The sequence below is a fragment of the Streptomyces sp. NPDC002206 genome, assembly GCF_053593595.1.
The window spans coordinates 41,516-58,397 of sequence record NZ_JBSFCW010000015.1 but is presented as its reverse complement, the minus strand read 5'-3'; the positions used below and the strand labels follow the sequence as shown (position 1 = coordinate 58,397).

The 16,882-nt window shown below is 70.9% G+C and carries 16 protein-coding genes and 2 pseudogenes; 10 read left to right on the top strand and 8 right to left on the bottom strand.

The genetic code is table 11. From position 1 onward, the window contains the following. Nucleotide 1: 1 nt before the first annotated feature. The 4 genes and pseudogenes from ACWCP8_RS25130 to ACWCP8_RS25115 all read right to left on the bottom strand — a co-directional run bounded on the left by ACWCP8_RS25130 (nt 2) and on the right by ACWCP8_RS25115 (nt 1,535). Nucleotides 2–130: a hypothetical protein gene (locus ACWCP8_RS25130; protein WP_451118381.1), complete on the bottom strand. Its 129-nt coding sequence runs from the start codon at nt 128–130 to the stop codon at nt 2–4. Further along, nucleotides 128–768 (bottom strand): annotated as a pseudogene (locus ACWCP8_RS25125) (FAD-dependent oxidoreductase); the annotation flags it as partial. The pseudogene ACWCP8_RS25125 and the gene ACWCP8_RS25130, both read right to left, overlap by 3 nt. A gap of 276 nt (nt 769–1,044) precedes the next feature. Further along, a pseudogene (locus tag ACWCP8_RS25120) lies at nt 1,045–1,287 on the bottom strand (tyrosine-type recombinase/integrase); the annotation flags it as partial. Between the two features lie 8 nt (nt 1,288–1,295). Next, nucleotides 1,296–1,535 carry a DUF397 domain-containing protein gene (locus ACWCP8_RS25115; protein WP_356003035.1) on the bottom strand — a complete coding sequence of 80 codons (240 nt, stop codon included), beginning with the start codon at nt 1,533–1,535 and terminating at the stop codon, nt 1,296–1,298. A gap of 267 nt (nt 1,536–1,802) precedes the next feature. On the opposite strand from ACWCP8_RS25115, the gene ACWCP8_RS25110 reads away from it, so the two are divergent. Further along, nucleotides 1,803–2,828: a cytochrome P450 gene (locus tag ACWCP8_RS25110; protein WP_451118265.1), complete on the top strand. Its 1,026-nt coding sequence runs from the start codon at nt 1,803–1,805 to the stop codon at nt 2,826–2,828. Here the strand turns inward: ACWCP8_RS25110 and treY are convergent. Beyond that, on the bottom strand, nt 2,788–5,187 hold the full coding sequence (treY, locus tag ACWCP8_RS25105) for a malto-oligosyltrehalose synthase (protein ID WP_451118263.1): 2,400 nt from the start codon (nt 5,185–5,187) through the stop codon (nt 2,788–2,790). The genes ACWCP8_RS25110 and treY overlap by 41 nt on opposite strands. 157 nt (nt 5,188–5,344) lie before the next feature. Further along, a complete protein-coding gene (gene glgX, locus ACWCP8_RS25100) occupies nt 5,345–7,540 on the bottom strand; it encodes a glycogen debranching protein GlgX (protein WP_352264867.1) in 2,196 nt (731 codons plus the stop codon). 358 nt (nt 7,541–7,898) lie between these two features. On the opposite strand from glgX, the gene ACWCP8_RS25095 reads away from it, so the two are divergent. Further along, nucleotides 7,899–9,131 (top strand): SAV2148 family HEPN domain-containing protein, encoded by a 1,233-nt coding sequence (locus ACWCP8_RS25095; RefSeq protein ID WP_037821892.1) that lies wholly within the window; start codon nt 7,899–7,901, stop codon nt 9,129–9,131. 163 nt (nt 9,132–9,294) lie between these two features. Then, nucleotides 9,295–10,023 (top strand): exonuclease domain-containing protein, encoded by a 729-nt coding sequence (locus tag ACWCP8_RS25090; RefSeq protein WP_451118260.1) that lies wholly within the window; start codon nt 9,295–9,297, stop codon nt 10,021–10,023. Between the two features lie 115 nt (nt 10,024–10,138). Here ACWCP8_RS25090 and ACWCP8_RS25085 read toward each other — a convergent pair whose 3' ends face one another. Continuing rightward, nucleotides 10,139–11,005, bottom strand: a complete 867-nt coding sequence (locus ACWCP8_RS25085; protein WP_451118258.1) for a phosphotransferase enzyme family protein — start codon at nt 11,003–11,005, stop codon at nt 10,139–10,141. A gap of 131 nt (nt 11,006–11,136) precedes the next feature. Between ACWCP8_RS25085 and ACWCP8_RS25080 the strand changes: the two genes are divergently transcribed. The 7 genes from ACWCP8_RS25080 (at nt 11,137) to ACWCP8_RS25050 (ending at nt 16,074) form a co-directional block, all read left to right on the top strand. Further along, entirely contained in the window at nt 11,137–11,328 is a 192-nt protein-coding gene (locus ACWCP8_RS25080; protein ID WP_451118256.1) for a hypothetical protein, read from the top strand. Between the two features lie 34 nt (nt 11,329–11,362). Then, complete coding sequence (locus ACWCP8_RS25075; protein WP_451118254.1) at nt 11,363–12,388, top strand: S8 family serine peptidase; 1,026 nt, start codon at nt 11,363–11,365, stop codon at nt 12,386–12,388. A gap of 88 nt (nt 12,389–12,476) precedes the next feature. Then, complete coding sequence (locus ACWCP8_RS25070; RefSeq protein WP_352264873.1) at nt 12,477–13,025, top strand: DUF1697 domain-containing protein; 549 nt, start codon at nt 12,477–12,479, stop codon at nt 13,023–13,025. Continuing rightward, on the top strand, nt 13,018–13,398 hold the full coding sequence (locus ACWCP8_RS25065) for a nuclear transport factor 2 family protein (RefSeq protein WP_352264875.1): 381 nt from the start codon (nt 13,018–13,020) through the stop codon (nt 13,396–13,398). Before ACWCP8_RS25070 ends, ACWCP8_RS25065 begins: the two co-directional genes overlap by 8 nt. Before the next feature lie 306 nt (nt 13,399–13,704). Continuing rightward, on the top strand, nt 13,705–14,706 hold the full coding sequence (locus ACWCP8_RS25060; protein WP_451118251.1) for a ketopantoate reductase family protein: 1,002 nt from the start codon (nt 13,705–13,707) through the stop codon (nt 14,704–14,706). Nucleotides 14,707–14,788: 82 nt separating this feature from the next. After that, nucleotides 14,789–15,373 carry a TIGR03086 family metal-binding protein gene (locus ACWCP8_RS25055; RefSeq protein ID WP_451118249.1) on the top strand — a complete coding sequence of 195 codons (585 nt, stop codon included), beginning with the start codon at nt 14,789–14,791 and terminating at the stop codon, nt 15,371–15,373. A 68-nt stretch (nt 15,374–15,441) separates the two neighbouring features. Then, a complete protein-coding gene (locus tag ACWCP8_RS25050; protein ID WP_352264881.1) occupies nt 15,442–16,074 on the top strand; it encodes a mycothiol-dependent nitroreductase Rv2466c family protein in 633 nt (210 codons plus the stop codon). 36 nt (nt 16,075–16,110) lie between these two features. On the opposite strand, the gene ACWCP8_RS25045 is transcribed toward ACWCP8_RS25050, so the two are convergent. Next, a complete protein-coding gene (locus ACWCP8_RS25045) occupies nt 16,111–16,875 on the bottom strand; it encodes a sirohydrochlorin chelatase (protein ID WP_451118247.1) in 765 nt (254 codons plus the stop codon). Nucleotides 16,876–16,882 lie beyond the last annotated feature (7 nt).

Genomic DNA, 16,882 nt, shown 5'->3' with positions numbered 1-16,882 from the left:
ATCAGGCCTGTTGGTGGAGGCCGCGTGCGGCGAGGGTGAGGACGGCCTCGCCGACCGCCTCGGAGAGCGCCGGACGGTCGTGGATGTGGTGCGCCACGTCGGACGGTTCGGCATCCCGGCCGACGATCACCGGCATCCTCCAGGGGCAGGAGCCGGTCGGCGGCCTCCACCAGCGTGACCTCGGCGCCCATCGACCGGTGGAACGAGGCGTATTCGACGCCGATCGCCCCAGCGCCCAGCACCAGCACGGGCTGTGGCAGCCCCGGGGCGAACAGTGCGTCGTCGCCGGTGACGACGCGACGGCCGTCGGCGGCCGACCGCGGCAGCATGCGCGGCCGGGACCCCGTCGCGAGAACGATGCCGCGGCGCACGCCGATGTCCCCGTGCCCGGCGGCACGGACACTGCGCTGTCCGGTCAACTCGGCGCTGCGTACACCACTTCCACCCCCACATGGGTCAGGTGGCCCTCCGCGCCTTGTAGTTGCGGGAGACGATGTCTTCCCGGGTGGCGACCGGCGCCGACCAGCCCACCGAGTCCACGGTCGCCTTCACCCCCCACCGCTCGCACGCCTCCGCGATGCCGTCGACGAGTTCCGCGGCGTGCGGCATCGCCTTGCTGGGGATGCAGCCGCGGTGCAGACACGTACCGCCGACCTTGTCGCGCTCGGCGAGGAGCACCTTCAGCCCGAGGGAGGCGGCCTGCAGAGCGGGGGAGTGGCCACCGGTGCCGTCGCGGATCACCAGTTCGTCAAAGCGGAGCAGGCCCACTCGTCAACGCTGCCAATTACGCGGTCGACCTGGGGAAGCTGTGCGAAAACCCGATCACGGCCGCATCGGCTCTGCTGCCACCGGACTCGCCCGTCGGTCGGCCTGTCCACCTTCGACGGCGGGCGACGGACGGCTCTTCTTCAGCGAGAAGCGAGAAGCGAGAAGCGAGAAGCGCGAACCGCCGGATCGAGGACCTGCTGCGCGAGTACGAGTGATCACGCTCATTGACGCGCGCTCGGATTGCGGCGAAGCCGAGGTCGGTGTGCGAACACCTCACCCGCGCTCGCTGAAGAACAGGCGCCCGTCACCGGCCGTCCCGAAGGTGTCAAGGTGCTCCCGGAATATGGCCACCAGCTGCGGGGGAATCGGCACCCGCCGCACGTCCTCGGCCGGCCGGTTCTTCAGCCCGCGGTCGTCGTGGCTCTCCCCCGAGTCGGTCCACTGCTTCCCGACGCTGGGGCGCGTGCGGTGCAGCAGGGCCGCCCCCCATCCGGTGACGGGCAGAGTGAGATCAGTATCGGCATCTTTCAAGGTCTCTGGCCGAATTCGCCGTCACGCATGCCCAGTCGAAACGCCGCCCACTCCTCTGCGGTGAATCGCAGCGGCGGCAGTTCCCTGTTGTGTGAATCGCGGACCGCAACCGCTCCGCCGCCGAGGTCTGCGACCTCCACACACGTCTTGTCCCATCTGTTGCTGTAGCTGCTCGTGACCCAGTCCGCATCAGTCAGGTCTCTTGCGTACAGCTCAGTCTTTGCTGCGTCCATCATGGGATCTCCTGTTGCTATCGGATGGACGTTCTCCGTATCAGCATCACTCTGATGGTCCTGATGTGCATCTCGCCCTCCTGGCCGGCTGTCCGCCCCGCCGCCCTGAAGGCGCGGGCCGTACAGAGCGGGCGACGCTTGGTACTTCGGTGGCCGCTCCCCGCCCCTGCCCTCACCCGAATGGCCGCACCGCCACTGCAGTGAGTGCGCCGCGATGGTCCCCTGAATTCATCCGCGCCGTACCGCGGCGCACCGATCCAGGGGGTGCGGATGCCGGCTGATGCCCCCGACGGTATACCCGTGCCCACGCCTGTGCCCGCGCCCCTGCCCGCAGCGGGCCTCGGCCGCCGCGCCGCCCGGCCCGGCACCGGCCCGAGCCTCCTCGCCCCCGGCGCCGCGCAGGATCCGTACCGGCTCTACCGCGTGCTGCGCGAGGAGTACCCGCTCAGCTACGACGCACTTCTCGGCGCCTGGCTGCTCAGCCGGTACGCCGATGTGACCACCGCCCTCACCGACCCGCGGTTCACCGGCTTCCCGCACGACGGGGCGCCCCGCGGCGGACCCGCGCCGCGCGGGCTCTGCCACGGCAGCATGCTCTGCCAGCCCCGGCCGCAGGACATCGCGCGGGCGGCAGCGACCGCGCCCCGTCACCTTGCCGAGCGCGTCGAGCGGACCGCCTACGTCCTCGCCCGCCGCATCGCCGGGCGGCAACAGGCGGACCTCGTCGAGGAGTTCTGCCGCTGGCTGCCGGTCGGCGCCGGTGCGTACCCGGACCTGGGCCCGCTGCCCCGCAACGCCGCCACCGCCCCCTGCACCCGGCAGACCGGCCTCCGCGAAACCGCGCTCGCCTCCTTCCTCGCCAATGTGCTGGACGACCCCGACCTCCTGGCCGCCCTGCGCGTCGAACCCGCCCTCGCCCACCGCGCCTGGACCGAATCGCTGCGCCGCGACCCTCCCGTGCAGTTCGTGCTGCGCCGCACCGTCGCCGAGGTCCGGGTCAGCGGCGGCACGCTCCCTGCCGGTGCGCCCGTCGCCTGTCTGATCGGCGCGGCGGGCCGCGATCCGGAGCGGTACGCCTCACCCGACCTCTTCGACCCATTCCGCCGCGACCAGGGCACGTCCACAGCCGGACCGGAGTCCTGCCCGGCCGTCCTGCTCGGCCGGCTGGAGGCCGAGCAGGGACTGGGCGCCCTGCTCGACGCCATGCCCCGGCTCCGCTGGGCGGACGGGTTCCGTCCGGCCGGCACCGGCCTGATCACCCGCGGTCCGCGGACCCTTCTCGTCCGGCCCGGCTGAGCAGCGCCACCGGCCGCTCGGCGAACAGCTCGGCCACCGCGACCGCACCGCCGGAGAACTCCCGGCCCGGCGTGAGCAGATCGGTCCACGTGCCGTCGTCCGGCAGCGTCAGCTCCGTCCCGCGCCAGCCGCCCGCTCCGGCCAGCCGCAGCGACAGCCTGGTCACCGCCGTGACCACCTCGCCCGAGCGGCAGAAGGCCAGACAGTGCGCGGCCGCCGGACCCTTCGCGGTCAGCGGGGTGTACGTTCCCGATTCGCCGAAAAGCTCCGGCCGCTCACGCCGCAGCCGGAGCGCCGCCACCGTGAGCGCGGCCTTCTCACCTACGGGCCCGTCCTGGGGTGGCCGCCGGAACGGCTGCCGGTTGTCCGGGTCGACCAGGGCGGCGTACTCCTGCTCCGTCCCCTGGTACAGGTCCGGCACCCCCGGCATCGTCAGCTGCACCAGCGCCGCGCCGGCGATGTTGGCCCGCGCGAACGGTTCGAGCGCGGTCGCGAACCGCGCCAGCACCGCCCGCGCCGGACCGGTGCCCGCGGCCGGTCCCGCCGCGACGAAATCCGTCACCGCCCGCTCGTACACCGGATCGGGCTCGGTCCAGCTGGTGAAAAGACCCGCCTCCCGAACCGCCTTGAGCAGTGCGGATTCGAGCCGTCCCGCTCTCTCCGCGGCCGGCAGCCCCGCGCAGCCGAACGCCGTCTGCCAGGCCTGCCAGGCCAGCTGCGGATCGGGTGCGGTCGCCGTCGGCGCCGCCCGCCCCAGCTCCGCCAGCAGCCCCGACCACTGCTCCGGGCACTCCGACAGCACCGCGATCCGGGCCCGCACATCCGCACTGCGCTTGGTGTCATGGGTCGTCAGCGCCGTGCCGGTGGCAGGCCAGTCACGCGCCAGCCGGGCACAGAACGCATGGAACTCCTCCGGAGCCACCGCCGGGGACCCGGGATCACCGCCCACCTCGGTCGCCGAGATCAGCGGCGCGTACCGGTAGAACGCCGTGTCCTCGACCGACTTGGCCCGCAGCGCGGACGCGGTCTGCGCGAACCGGGCGCAGAACGCCGCCCGGTCCGGCCCGTCACCGAGCCGTCCGAGCGCCAGCTCCCGCACCACATCGACGGCCGTCGCCTCCTGCGGCACGGAGAACACCGCTCTGGCCTCCCGTACGGCCGTGTCCGGCAGCGTCGCCTCCGCCGCCGCCGTGCAGGGCCCGCCGGCCGTGACGTACGGACGGTAGACCGGAACCCGGACGAGCAGTTCGCGCACGGCGGTGTGCAGCGCCCAGGGGGCGTGGTCGCGCAGCGCGGGATCCTCGGCGCAGATGCGTACGGCGAGCCTGGTCAGGTGTTCGGTCTCGGCGGCCAGCTCATGCGTCACCACCCGGTACGCGGCCCGGCGGACCGTCGCCGACCAGTAGCCGCCCCGGTCCCCGGCCGGACTCGCGAACTCCCGGTACGCGACGGCCAGCTCGGCGGCGCCCACCGGGTCGACGAACAGCCCGTCGACCCGGTGCAGGGCGTCGTACCCGGTCGTCCCGGCGACGGCCCAGCCCGCCGGCAGCGGCTCGGTGCCGGTGAGGATCTTCTCGACGACCGTCCACCGTCCACCGGTCGCCTCGCCGAGCCTCTCCAGATAGGCGGCGGGATCGGCGAGTCCGTCCGGATGGTCGATGCGCAGCCCGTCGACCACACCGTCCCGGACCAGTTCGAGAATCTTGTCGTGGGTGGCGGCGAAGACCTCGGGGTCCTCGACCCGCACCCCGATGAGGTCGGAGATGGTGAAGAACCGCCGGTAGTTCAGCTCGGTGCGGGCCAGCCGCCACCAGCCGAGCCGATAGTGCTGCGCATCCAGCAGCTTCGTAAGCGGCAGACCGGCGGTGCCGGCCCGGAGCGGGAACTCCTGCTCGCCGTAGTGCAGCACCTCCCCGTCGACCCGGAACCGGTCCCTCTCGTCGCCGATCCGGCCGCCGAGCACCGGCAGCAGCACCTTGCCGCCGCCCGCCGCCCAGTCGATGTCGAACCAGCGGGCGTACGGGGACCCGGGGCCCTCGCGCAGGACCTCCCACAGCGCGCGGTTGTGCCGGGGGACAGCGGCCATATGGTTCGGCACGATGTCCAGCACCAGCCCGAGCCCGTGCTCCCGCGCCGTGCGCGACAGCTGCCGCAGCCCCTCCTCACCGCCGAGCTCGGCCCGGACACGGCTGTGGTCGACGACGTCATAGCCGTGCGTGGAGCCGGGCACGGCTTCGAGAACCGGGGACAGATGCAGATGGGAGACGCCGAGCGCGGCGAGATACGGCACCGCGTGCCCGGCGGCCGAGAACGGGAAGTCGGGCTGGAGCTGAAGCCGGTACGTGGCAGTGGGCGTCATGCGAACGTACGTACCCAGCCTGACGCCGACTGTGACACCGCACGCGCCCTATCCATCCGGACGAGCGGTCACCACAGAGCGGCCCGGGTGCTCCCGTCACCGCTCTCATCCCCCAGGATCTCTCTTTCGATCACGCCGCATCGGAAAGAGAAAGACCCTAAGCCGGCCGCTGCAGTACCGCCATGCTCCGCCCCACCAACGTCACCCGCTCGCCGGCCGCCACCTTCGGCCCTGCCCCCGGCCGTACCCCGTCCGGGCTGGCCGTGTCGACCACGATCGACCACTGCCGCCCGTGGTTCACCGGAACGGCGAACTCCAGCGTGTCGGCGCTCGCGTTGAACATCAGCAGGAACGAGTCGTCGGAGATCCGCTCACCGCGCGGCCCCGGCTCCGAGATCGCGTGCCCGTTCAGAAAGACGGTCAGCGCCTTGGCGTGTGCCGCCTGCCAGTCCCGCTGTTTCATCTCACTGCCTTCGGGCGTGAACCAGGCGATGTCGGAGAGTTCGTCGTGCGTGCCCTCCACCGGCCGCCCGTGGAAGAACCGGCGACGCCGGAAGACCGGGTGGTCGCGACGGAGCCAGACCATCGCCCGGGTGAACTCCAGCAGACTGCTGGCGGAGACGGAGCCCGCCCCGCCGTCGTCCTCGACCTCGTCCTCGGCCCCGTCCTCGCCCTCGTCCTCGTCCTGGGCACCGGCCTTGCGCGGCTCCGGCCAGTGCACCCACGACAGCTCGTTGTCCTGGCAGTACGCGTTGTTGTTGCCGCGCTGCGTGCGTGCGAACTCGTCGCCGTGACTCAGCATCGGCACCCCCTGCGACACCATCAGCGTGGCGATGAAGTTCCGCATCTGCCGCTCGCGCAGCTCCAGCACCTCCGGCTGGTCCGTCTCGCCCTCCACGCCGCAGTTCCACGACCGGTTGTGGCTCTCGCCGTCCCGGTTGGCCTCGCCGTTGGCGTCGTTGTGCTTGTCGTTGTACGAGACCATGTCGTGCAGCGTGAATCCGTCGTGGCAGGTGGTGAAGTTGATCGAGGCGAGCGGCCGTCGGCCGTCGTCCTGGTAGAGATCCGAGGAGCCGGTCAGCCGCCCCGCGAACTCGGCGAGGGTCCGCGGCTCGCCGCGCCACAGGTCGCGCACGGTGTCCCGGTACTTGCCGTTCCACTCGGTCCACAGCGGGGGGAAGTTCCCCACCTGGTAGCCGCCCTCACCCACGTCCCACGGCTCGGCGATCAGCTTCACCTGACTGACCACCGGGTCCTGCTGCACCAGGTCGAAGAACGACGACAGCCGGTCCACCTCGTGGAACTGCCGGGCCAGCGTGGCCGCCAGATCGAAGCGGAAGCCGTCCACATGCATCTCGGTCACCCAGTACCGCAGCGAGTCCATGATCAGCTGGAGCACGTGCGGCGATCGCATCAGCAGCGAGTTGCCGGTGCCCGTGGTGTCCATGTAGTACCGCTGGTCGTCCGCGAGCCGGTAGTACGAGGCGTTGTCCAGTCCCCGGAACGACAGCGTCGGCCCCAGATGGTTGCCCTCCGCGGTGTGGTTGTAGACGACGTCGAGGATGACCTCGATACCCGCCTGATGCAGCGCCCGTACCACCTGCTTGAACTCGCTCACCTGTTCACCGCGGTCGCCGCGGGAGGCGTACGCGTTGTGCGGGGCGAAGAAGCCGATGGTGTTGTAGCCCCAGTAGTTGGCGAGCCCCGCGTCCGCCAGCCGGTGGTCCTGGACGAACTGGTGCACCGGCATCAGTTCGATCGCCGTGACACCGAGCTCCGTCAGATGTGCGATGACCTCCGGGTGGGCGAGCGCCGCGTAGGTGCCGCGCAGCTCCTTCGGCAGTCCCGGATGGAGCATGGTCAGGCCCTTCACATGGGCCTCGTAGATCACCGTGCGGTGGTAGTCCGTACGGGGCCGCCGGTCGTCGCCCCAGTCGAAGTACGGGTTGACCACCACCGACGTCATGGTGTGCGGCGCGGAGTCGAGGTCGTTGCGCGCGTCGGGGCGGCCGAACGGATAGCCGTACACCGCCTCGCCCCACCGGATCTGTCCGGAGACCGCCCGCGCGTACGGATCGAGCAGCAGCTTCGCCGAGTTGCAGCGGGTTCCGCGCTGCGGCTCGTACGGTCCGTGCACCCGGAACCCGTACCGCTGCCCGGGCATCACCCCGGGCAGATAGGCATGGCGAACGAAGGCATCGGTCTCTCTCAGCTCCACCGCCGTCTCGGAACCGTCGTCGTGCAGCAGGCACAACTCGATTCTGTTGGCGGCCTCCGAGAAGACCGCGAAGTTGGTGCCGACGCCGTCGTACGTGGCACCGAGGGGATACGCCTGTCCCGGCCAGACCTGCATAGATATGACTCTTCCACTTCTGATCCGGGTGCTGGGGGCACTTGGGACCGACCCGGCCAGATCTTCCCCGAAAGAGTGCCCCGCACCTAGGATGTCGCCCGGTCCTGTCAACATCGGTCCTCTCCCTGTCGCCCGGAACCGGAATCCGAGAACCTGACCGGGGCACACGTCCGGTATGCGGCACCTGACGGGGTGCCCAATCACCGTGAATCAGCTCACTCCGGCAGATCTCGCTGCCGGGAACAGGCTTTACTCATCGGGGAGTTGGGAAAGGAGCCTGTGCATCCGGCTGCACCGGCTCCCGCTCCCGGAGTACCCTTCCTTGATCATTGGTGGGGGAGCGGAAGGCGGTGCGCGGGTGAGCTCGGGAGGGTTCGAGCTACCCCCAGGTGACGCAGGTCACGAGGGGGAATCCGTCGACGCCCCGCCCGGGGCGGTATCGCTTGCGCAGCCCATGGAGATCGGCGCCGAACTGGACTGGGGTGCGGATGCCTGGAGCGAGGTCCGGACCCGGGCCCAGCGCGCCGGGCGGGCCTACATCTGGCTGAATCTCGTGGAACAGCGGCTGCGCGCCGTCGTCGCCGCGGTGCTGCGGCCCATCTACGAACCGGTGCACGGCGACGACTGGGTGGTCGCAGCCGCCGGGCCCGCCGGGCAGGAATGGGTGCAGCGCGCCGTCGCCGTGCGCGAGGTCTCCCGCCGCAAGGGGTATCTGCTCGACCCGGCCGACGACAATGTGCTCAGCTTCCTCACACTCCCGCAACTGCGGGAGCTGATGATCCAGCACTGGCCGTGTTTCGAGCCGTACTTCGACGACCGGCGCGATGTCGAGCTGGCGCTCGACGAGCTGGAGGTCGCCCGCAATGTGGTCTCCCGCAACCGCGCACTCAACGAGGCGGTCCTCGCCCAGGCCGAGCGCGCCTCGGCGCGGCTCCTGGAGATCCTCGGCAGCGGCGCCGCGGTGCCGTCCGCCGACCGGCTGCCGGTCGATGCCGTCGAGGAACTGGTCGGTGACCGCTACGCGGATGTGGTCTCCGTCCACCCCGACCGGGTCCGGCTGCAGCGCCAGCTCCCCGCCGAGGACCTCTTCGGCGGCTCGCGCCGCCTCGACGCGATCGGCATAGGCCTCAATCTGCTGGTGCAGAACTTCTCCGGCCGCAGGCTCGTCCGGCTGGCCGAATCGGGCTGCCGGATCCGGCTGCTCTTCATCAACCCGGCGAGCAGTGCGGTCAAACGCCGCGAGCGCGAACTGGGCCTCAAGAAGGGCGAGCTGAGCCGGTCCGTGGAGATGAACATCCTCCATATGCGCCGGGTCCGCTCCAAGCTCCGCGACCCGGGCGCCTTCGAGATCCATGTCTTCGACGAGACGCCGCGCTTCACGGCGTATTTGGTGGACGGTGACGGGGCGGACGCGGTAGGCGTCGTCCAGCCGTATCTGCGGCGCGCACGCGGCATGGAGGCGCCGGTGCTGGTGCTGCGGGGCGGAGGCCGGGCGGTGGTCCGCGCGGGGCAGGACAACGAGCACGGGCTGTTCGAGACATACCGCGAGGAGTTCGAGTCCGTGTGGACGGACTCCCGCCCCGTCTCCTGAGCCAACCGCCTGAGAGCCTGTCGGGTGGCCTTCGATCGGGAAGCGTGCGTGCCAGGGCGTGGCCGCCCGATCAGAGCTCACCCGACAGGCTCTGAGACCGTTGTCAGTGGTGCATGGCAGGGTGGTCATCACCTGGGGGAGAGCACCACGAAGGAGGTACGGGATGAGCTGGCACCGGAAGGCGCTGGTCGGCTTCGACCTGGAGACGACGGGCACGGAGCCGCTGGAGGCCCGGATCGTGACGGCTGCGGTCGTCTGCGTCGACGGCAGGGACAGGGAGCCGGTGCGGCAGCGCACCTGGCTGGCGGATCCAGGGATCCGCATCCCCGCACAGGCCTCGGCGATCCACGGCATCAGCAGCGAGCGGGCGGCGGCGGAGGGGCGGCCGGCGCGCGAGGTGGCGGACGAGATCGCCGAGACGCTTGCGGGCTACTGGCGCCAGGGGGTGCCGGTCGTCGCGTACAACGCGGCCTTCGATCTGACGCTGCTGACGGCGGAGTTGCGCCGGCACGGACTGCCGTCGCTGAGCGACCGGCTCGACGGCGGCGGGATCGGCCCGGTCGTCGACCCGTACACGATCGACCGGGCGGTCGACCGCTACCGCAAGGGCAAGCGGACGCTGGAGGCGGTCTGCGTCGAGTACGGGGTGGTGCACGGCGGCGCCCATGACGCGGGCGCGGACGCGCTGGCCGCGGTGCGCGTGGCGTACGCGATAGCCGAACGGCACGGCTCGGTGGCCGCGCTGACGGCGACCGAACTGCACGAGCGCCAGATCACCTGGTACGCGGACTGGGCGTCCGACTTCCAGTCCTTCCTGCGCCGCAAGGGAACCCCGGACGCGGTGATCGACCCCCACTGGCCCGTACGGGAACCGGCGCAGATCACCACCTGAACCCCACCCGCAAACCCGAGTCTGCCCGCAGACCCGAGCCCGGGGTCCTCCATGCCCTGGGGGCCATAGGGGAGATCGAGGACAAAGCGGCCGCCGGACGACCCCGGCACAACCACTAGAACGGATACCACCGCACCTCGGGGTCACCGTCACGCAAGGACGCAACCCTGCGTCGGAACTCCGCGAGCGCCTTCGGGTTGCCCGGCGCATGCTGCGAGACCCACGCGCAGCTGGCCGTCTCCCGGGCGCCGCGCAGCACCGCGCAGCCGTCCCACTCCCGGACGTCCCAGCCGTACGCAGCGGTGAACGCGTCGTATGCCTCCGCCGCCAGCCCGTACCGGTCGCGGGACAGCGCAAGGACCACCAGATCGTGCTCCCGCAGATCCGCGGAGAACGTTTCGAGGTCCACCAGCACCGGCCCGTCCGGACCGACATGGACGTTGCGCGGCAGTGCGTCACCGTGAATCGGCCCCGGCGACAGGTGCGGCACCAAGGCGGCCGCGGCCGCGGCGAACCCGTCCCGCCGCTCCCGCAGATATGCGGCGTCGGCCGGATCGATCGCGTCGCCCGCGATCCGCAGCCACCGCTCCACCCCACCCAGCAGCTCCCGCCGCGGCAGCGCCAGTCCGTCCGGGGCGGGTAGCGCGTGGACCAGGGCGAGCAGCGGCGCCAGATCCCGCGGCTCGGCGGGGCGCACCGCGTCGGGGAGCCGGTGCCAGACCGTCACCGGGTGTCCTTCGACAAGCCGCGCCTCCGGCTCCGCCGCCCGCACGGCGGGGATGCCCGAAGCGGCGAGCCACTGCGCGACGGCCACCTCGCGCTCGGCCCGGCTGCGCAGTTCCGGGTTCCGTACGGCGTCCCGGCCGACCTTGACCACCAGGTCACCGACCGTGAACACCGCGTTCTCGCCCAGCGCGATCAGCTCGGCGTCGCCGGACAGCCCGGCAGCGGTCAGCACCTCGCGCGCACGCATCTCGTTCATGGTCCGATTTTCGCATCCGTGCACACCACCTTGACGAACCGACGACCCGTCAGCACCATGGCGGGGGCCACCTGAGCGGCCGGAACTGGGTGAAAGCGATCCAATGACGCAAGGGGGTCGAATTCATTACGTTGGCGAATGAAGCCGCACAGTCCGGACAGCGCGGTCCGCCCGGCAGTCCGCTGTCCCGACGGGGCAGACGGGGCAGACAGGCTCCGCGGATCAACCGGAACGCCGGCACCTGGTTCCTGGTGCTGCCCGCCATGATCCCGATCCTGATCCTCAGCGTCGGCCCGCTGCTCTACGGCGTCGCCTTGGCGTGACGCGGCGACTGCCGTCTCGGGCAGCTACATCGTGATGCTGGACCAGAAGGCCGACAAGGCGAAGCTCGCCAAGGAGTACGGCGGCAAGCTGAAGCGCACCTACAACTCCGCCATCAACGGCTTCTCCGCCAGCGGCCTTTCGCAGACCGAGGCCATGCAGCTCGCGGCCGACCCGGCCGTCTCCAAGGTCGTCCAGAACAAGAAGTTCCACATCGACGCCATCCAGGACAACCCGCCGTCGTGGGGTCTCGACCGGATCGACCAGGCCGAGACCGCAGGCAACCATGCGTACACCTATCCGGACAGCGCGGGCGAAGGCGTCACGGCGTCAGTCATCGACACCGGTGTCCGTGTCACGCACAAGGAGTTCGGGGGGCGGGCGAGCTCGGGCTTCGACGCCGTGGACAACGACGACAGTGCGGATGACGGCAACGGCCACGGGACCCACGTGGCCGGCACCATAGCCGGTGCGACGTTCGGCGTCGCCAAGAAGGCGAAGATCGTCGCCGTCCGGGTTCTCGACGACTCCGGCTCGGGCACCACCGAGCAGGTCGTCGCCGCCATCGACTGGGGCACCGCGCACCACGAGGGCCCGTCCGTCGCCAACATGGGTCTCGGCGGCAGTGCCGACCCGGCTCTCGACGCCGCGTTCCAGAAGGCCATCGCCTCCCGAGTGACCTTCGCGGTGGCCGCAGGAAACGAGTCCGCCGACGCGAGCCAGGGCTCCCCGGCCCGCGTCCCGGAGGCCATCACGGTCTCCTCGTCCACGGTGGACGACGAGCAGTCGTCGTTCTCCAACTACGGCCCGGTCGTGGACATCTACGCCCCGGGTTCGGACATCACCTCGTCCTGGAACGACGGCGACGACGCGACGAACACCATCTCCGGTACGTCCATGGCGACTCCGCACGTCGTCGGTGCCGCCGCCGTGTACCTCGCCGGACACCCGGACGCCACCCCGGCGGAGGTCGCCACGGCCCTCACCGACGGCGCCACCCCCGACGCGATCTCCCATGCGACCGAGGGAACACCGAACAAGCTGCTGAAGATCGTCGAGTAGCAGGCACCACCGAGACGGCGGCCGCCGCGCTCTCCCCCACGGGGCGCGGCGGCCGCACACCTCCGGCGGACCGTCCTATGGTGTGGCCATGACCACCAGGTACGCGGCGCTGTTGCGCGGGATCAATGTGAGCGGCTACAAGAAGGTCCCGATGGCCGAACTCCGCACACTGCTCACGGAGCTGGGCCATGCGGAAGTCCGTACCTACCTGCAGAGCGGCAATGCCGTCTTCAACAGCGCGTCGGGCGACGAGGACGCGCTCACCACACAGCTCGAGCAGGCCATCGAGGAACGCTTCGGCTTCGCCGTCCCGTGTCTGATCCGGAACGGCTCCTATCTCGCATCGGTCGCCGACGCCTGCCCGTTCCCGGCCGCCGCCCTCGAGGGCAAGCAGCTGCACGTCACCTACTTCGACCGGCCGGTGGACGCCGCACGCTTCGCCACGATCGACGCCGACGCCTTCCGCCCCGAGGAGTTCCGGCTCGGCGACCGTGCGCTCTACCTCTACGCCCCCGACGGACTGGGCCGTTCCAAGCTTGCCGAGGCGCTCCACCGCCCATCCCTCACCAAGGGCCTCACCGCCACCACACGTAACTGGAACACCGTCGCGAAACTCGTGGAGATGACCCGTGACTGAGCCGCCGCCCGGTGTGACCGCCGCCGTCGAGGGCGAACTCAGACTCCTCGACCCGCTGGTGTGCTGCTCCGCCGATCTCCTCGTCCAGGTGTTGCACCCGGAGTTCCGCGAGATCGACATCGCCGGCCGCTTGCGGGACCGAGATGCGACCATCGCCTCGCTGACCGCGGACGAGGCCCCACGGCCCGGACAGCTCACCGCGTCACGGATGCACGGTGTCCAGCTCGCCGACGAACTCGTCCATCTGACCTTCGACTCCGAGCACAAGGGGCTCAGGGCTCACCGCAGTTCACTGTGGCGGCTGACCGGGCGCGGCTGGCTCCGCTACTTCCACCAGGCCACGCCGTTCGTCGCCGAACCGTCCGACGGCTGACGGCGCCCGACGGCGATCGGCTGCCGTCAGCCGCGCGTGACGCGCTGCGCCCGCGCCGTCCACCGGCCGTCCGTGCGGGCGATCCGCACCGGATGCCCGAAGCAGTCGCTGACCTGATCCGTGGTCAGCACGTCGTCGCCCGGACCCGAGGAGCCGGACGCCGTCGGCCCGGATCACCGGCACCGGGGTCGCGGAGACAGAGGTGGTGAGGGCGGTGGTGGTCACGGGCGGGCCCTCGACAGGTCCGCCTCCCCGCATAGGATTTGACCGCCATATGTACACACGGCCGCACCGAACGGAGCCGGGATGCGCTACATCATCGTGGGAGCGGGCGCCGTCGGCGGCGCCATAGGGGGACGGCTGGCCGAGGCCGGCCACGACGTCGTCCTGGTGGCGCGCGGCGCGCAGTACGAGGCGCTGCGCACGGGCGGACTCCGGCTCACCACACCGGACGGCCCCCGTACCCACTCCCTCCCCGTCGTCGACCGGCCCGACGCACTCGACCTGACCCCGGACGACGTACTCGTCCTCACCGTGAAGACCCAGGACAGCACCGCCGCGCTCGACGCCTGGTGCATCAGGCCGGTGGCGGGCGGCGGTACCGCGGGCGAACGACTGCCCCTGATCTGCGCGCAGAACGGCGTGGAGAGCGAACGTCTCGCGCTGCGCCGCTTCCGGCATGTGTACGGCATGTGCGTCTGGCTGCCCGCCACCTTCGTCGAACCCGGCCAGGTGTCCGCGGCCGGAACGCCGTTGACCGGCATCCTGCACCTGGGGCGCTACCCCACCGGGACCGACGAGACGGCCCGGCTGATCGCCGCCGACCTGGAGAAGTCGAAGCTGCTCGCCCCGGTCGTCCCGGACGTGATGCGCTGGAAGTACGCCAAGCTGCTCTCCAACCTCGCCAACGCGATCGAGGCCGTCACCGGCCTGCTCACCGGAGACGACGCCGTAGCCCTGTTCAAGCGGGCACTCGCCGAGGGCCGCGCGGTCCTGGAGGCCGCCGGTATCGACGCGATCGGCCAGGAGGAACAGACGAAGGCGCGCGGCGACCGGATCCGCTTCGAGCCGTTCGACGGTTCCCCGCGCGGCGCCGGTTCCTCCTGGCAGAGCCTCAGCCGCGGCACGGGCACCATCGAGGCCGACTATCTCAACGGTGAGATCGTGCTGCTCGGCCGGGAGCACGGGGTGGCCACACCGGTCAATGACGTACTCCAGCGCACCGCGAATGCCTTCGCGCGGGAGCGCCGGGAGCCCGGATCGATGTCGGTGGCCGAACTCACCGCACTGATCGACGCGGCCTCCTGACCGGGCCGGACGTCCGGCTCGGCCGGTCCCCTGTCGCATTTTTTCAAGACCGGCGACAGCGGCCGGCCGTACCGTCCGGTGCATGAAGACCGAGTACGCCCATATGACCGAATGCGCTGCCGAGGCCGCCCGCATCGCCCTCGGTATCGGCGCCGGACAGCCGGCCGCGACCGCCACTCCCTGCGGCGACTGGGAACTGCGGGTACTGATCAACCACTGGGTGCTGTACACCTCGCACGGTCTGGAGCACCGGGCCCGGCGCACCCCTTTGCCGAACGAGCTCACCGCCCGTGACTTCGCCGTCGACGCCGACTGGGCCGAGCAGTACGCGGTGCAGCTGGACCGGGCCGTCGCCGCCTGGTCGGACCCGGCGGTCTGGGAGGGGGACATCGACCTGGGGAATGCGTCCTCCCCGGCGGCCGAGATCGCCGCGATGCTCATCATGGAGACAGCGCTGCACAGTTGGGACGTGGCCCGCGCGACAGGACAGGAGTTCAGGCTCTCCGACGGGGCGGCCGGGTACGTCCTCGGCGTCGTCGACAAGTCCGCCGAGCTCTACCGGCAGTACGACGGCTTCGCCGACGAGGTCCCGGTGTCCGATTCGGCGCCGGTGTTCGAACGGGCGCTGGCCCACAGCGGACGCGACCCGCACTGGACCACCGCTTGAAAGTGGCCCAGTAGAACGAGTGGTGAATGGCCCGGAACTCTAGACCAATGCCTGGATAGGCTCGACGCATGACCACTCACCCCACCCCGGCCACGGGCAGGACCGTCGTCGACTTCTACTTCGACCCGGCCTGCCCGTTCGCCTGGATCACCTCCCGCTGGATGCTGGAGGTGGAGCAGCAGCGCGACATCGAGCTCCGTTTCCATGTCATGAGCCTCTTCCTGCACAACGTCGGCAATGAACTCCCCGACTGGTACCGGGAACTGGTCGACAAGTCGATCGGCCCGGTGCGGGTCGCGGTCGCCGCGGCCGCGGGCCACGGCGACGGTGTGCTCCGCGAGCTCTACACCGCCCTGGGAACCCGTATCCACGTACAGAAGAACGCGGACTTCGACGAGGTGGTCGCCCAGGCGCTCGCCGAAGTGGGCCTGCCCGGCGGGCTTGCCGGGGCCGCGCACTCCACGGCGTACGACGAGGCGCTGCGCCGCAGCCACGACGCGGGCAAGGATCCGGAGGCCGACGCTTATGTCGGCACCCCCACCATCCATGTCGACGGCGGCGTCTGGTTCGGCCCGGTCCTCAACTCCGTCCCGCGCGGCGAGGAGGCGGCCAGGCTGTTCGACAGCCTCCGGGTGATGGCCGGCTACCCGGACTTCTTCGAGCTCAAGCGCACCCGCACGGGCAGTCTCGACTTCAGCTGACAGTCACCTGCTCTTGCCGGTACTTGCTGCTCCCGGTCAGGCGGTGAGCGCTGCCACGCGCGGCACACACGCCTCGTCGTAGCGCCGCAGCAGCAGCCGTGCCAACTCCGGCGAAGGGCCGAGCACGTCGGCCAGTACGTCCGCCCCCGCCCCCCGGGCACCCGCAGCGATACGGTCCGGGAGGCGGCCGGGCGCGATGACGTACGGCGCCACCGCCACCCGGCGCGCGCCCTCGGTCCGCAGGGCCCGTACCGCGTCTTCGGTGCGGGGGAACCCCGCGGGAGATGCAGCGGAGGCGAACGCAGGCCGCACGGAACACCAACCGGTGTGCCGCAGCTCCCGCGCGATTTCAGCGATCACTGCGATCGCCTCCGGGTCTGTGGAGCCCGCCGAGGCCAGGACGAGCCCGGTCGAGCTTCTGTCGCCGGGACGGACCCCGGCTTCGTACAGCCGCTGTTCCAGCGCGGAGTTCAGCAGCGGTGACGGGCCGAGCACTTCGGCCTGTCGGATGTGCAGCTGCGGCAGTCCGGTCCGCGCCTTGTGCAGCACCGACGGGATGTCGGACTTGGCGTGGAAGGCCCGGGTGAGGAGCAGGGGGAGCGCGATGACGTCCCTCGCTCCGTCCGTGGCCAGCCGCTGAAGGACCTGCGGCACCGACGGGGCGTTGAAGTCCAGGAAGCCGGTCTCCACCCGAAGTCCCGGCCGCAGCGACCGGACCCGCGTGGTGAGCGCGTGCACGGTCGCCGCGTGCCGCGGATCGCGACTGCCGTGGGCGATGACAAGGAGAACGGGGGAAGCCATGACAGTA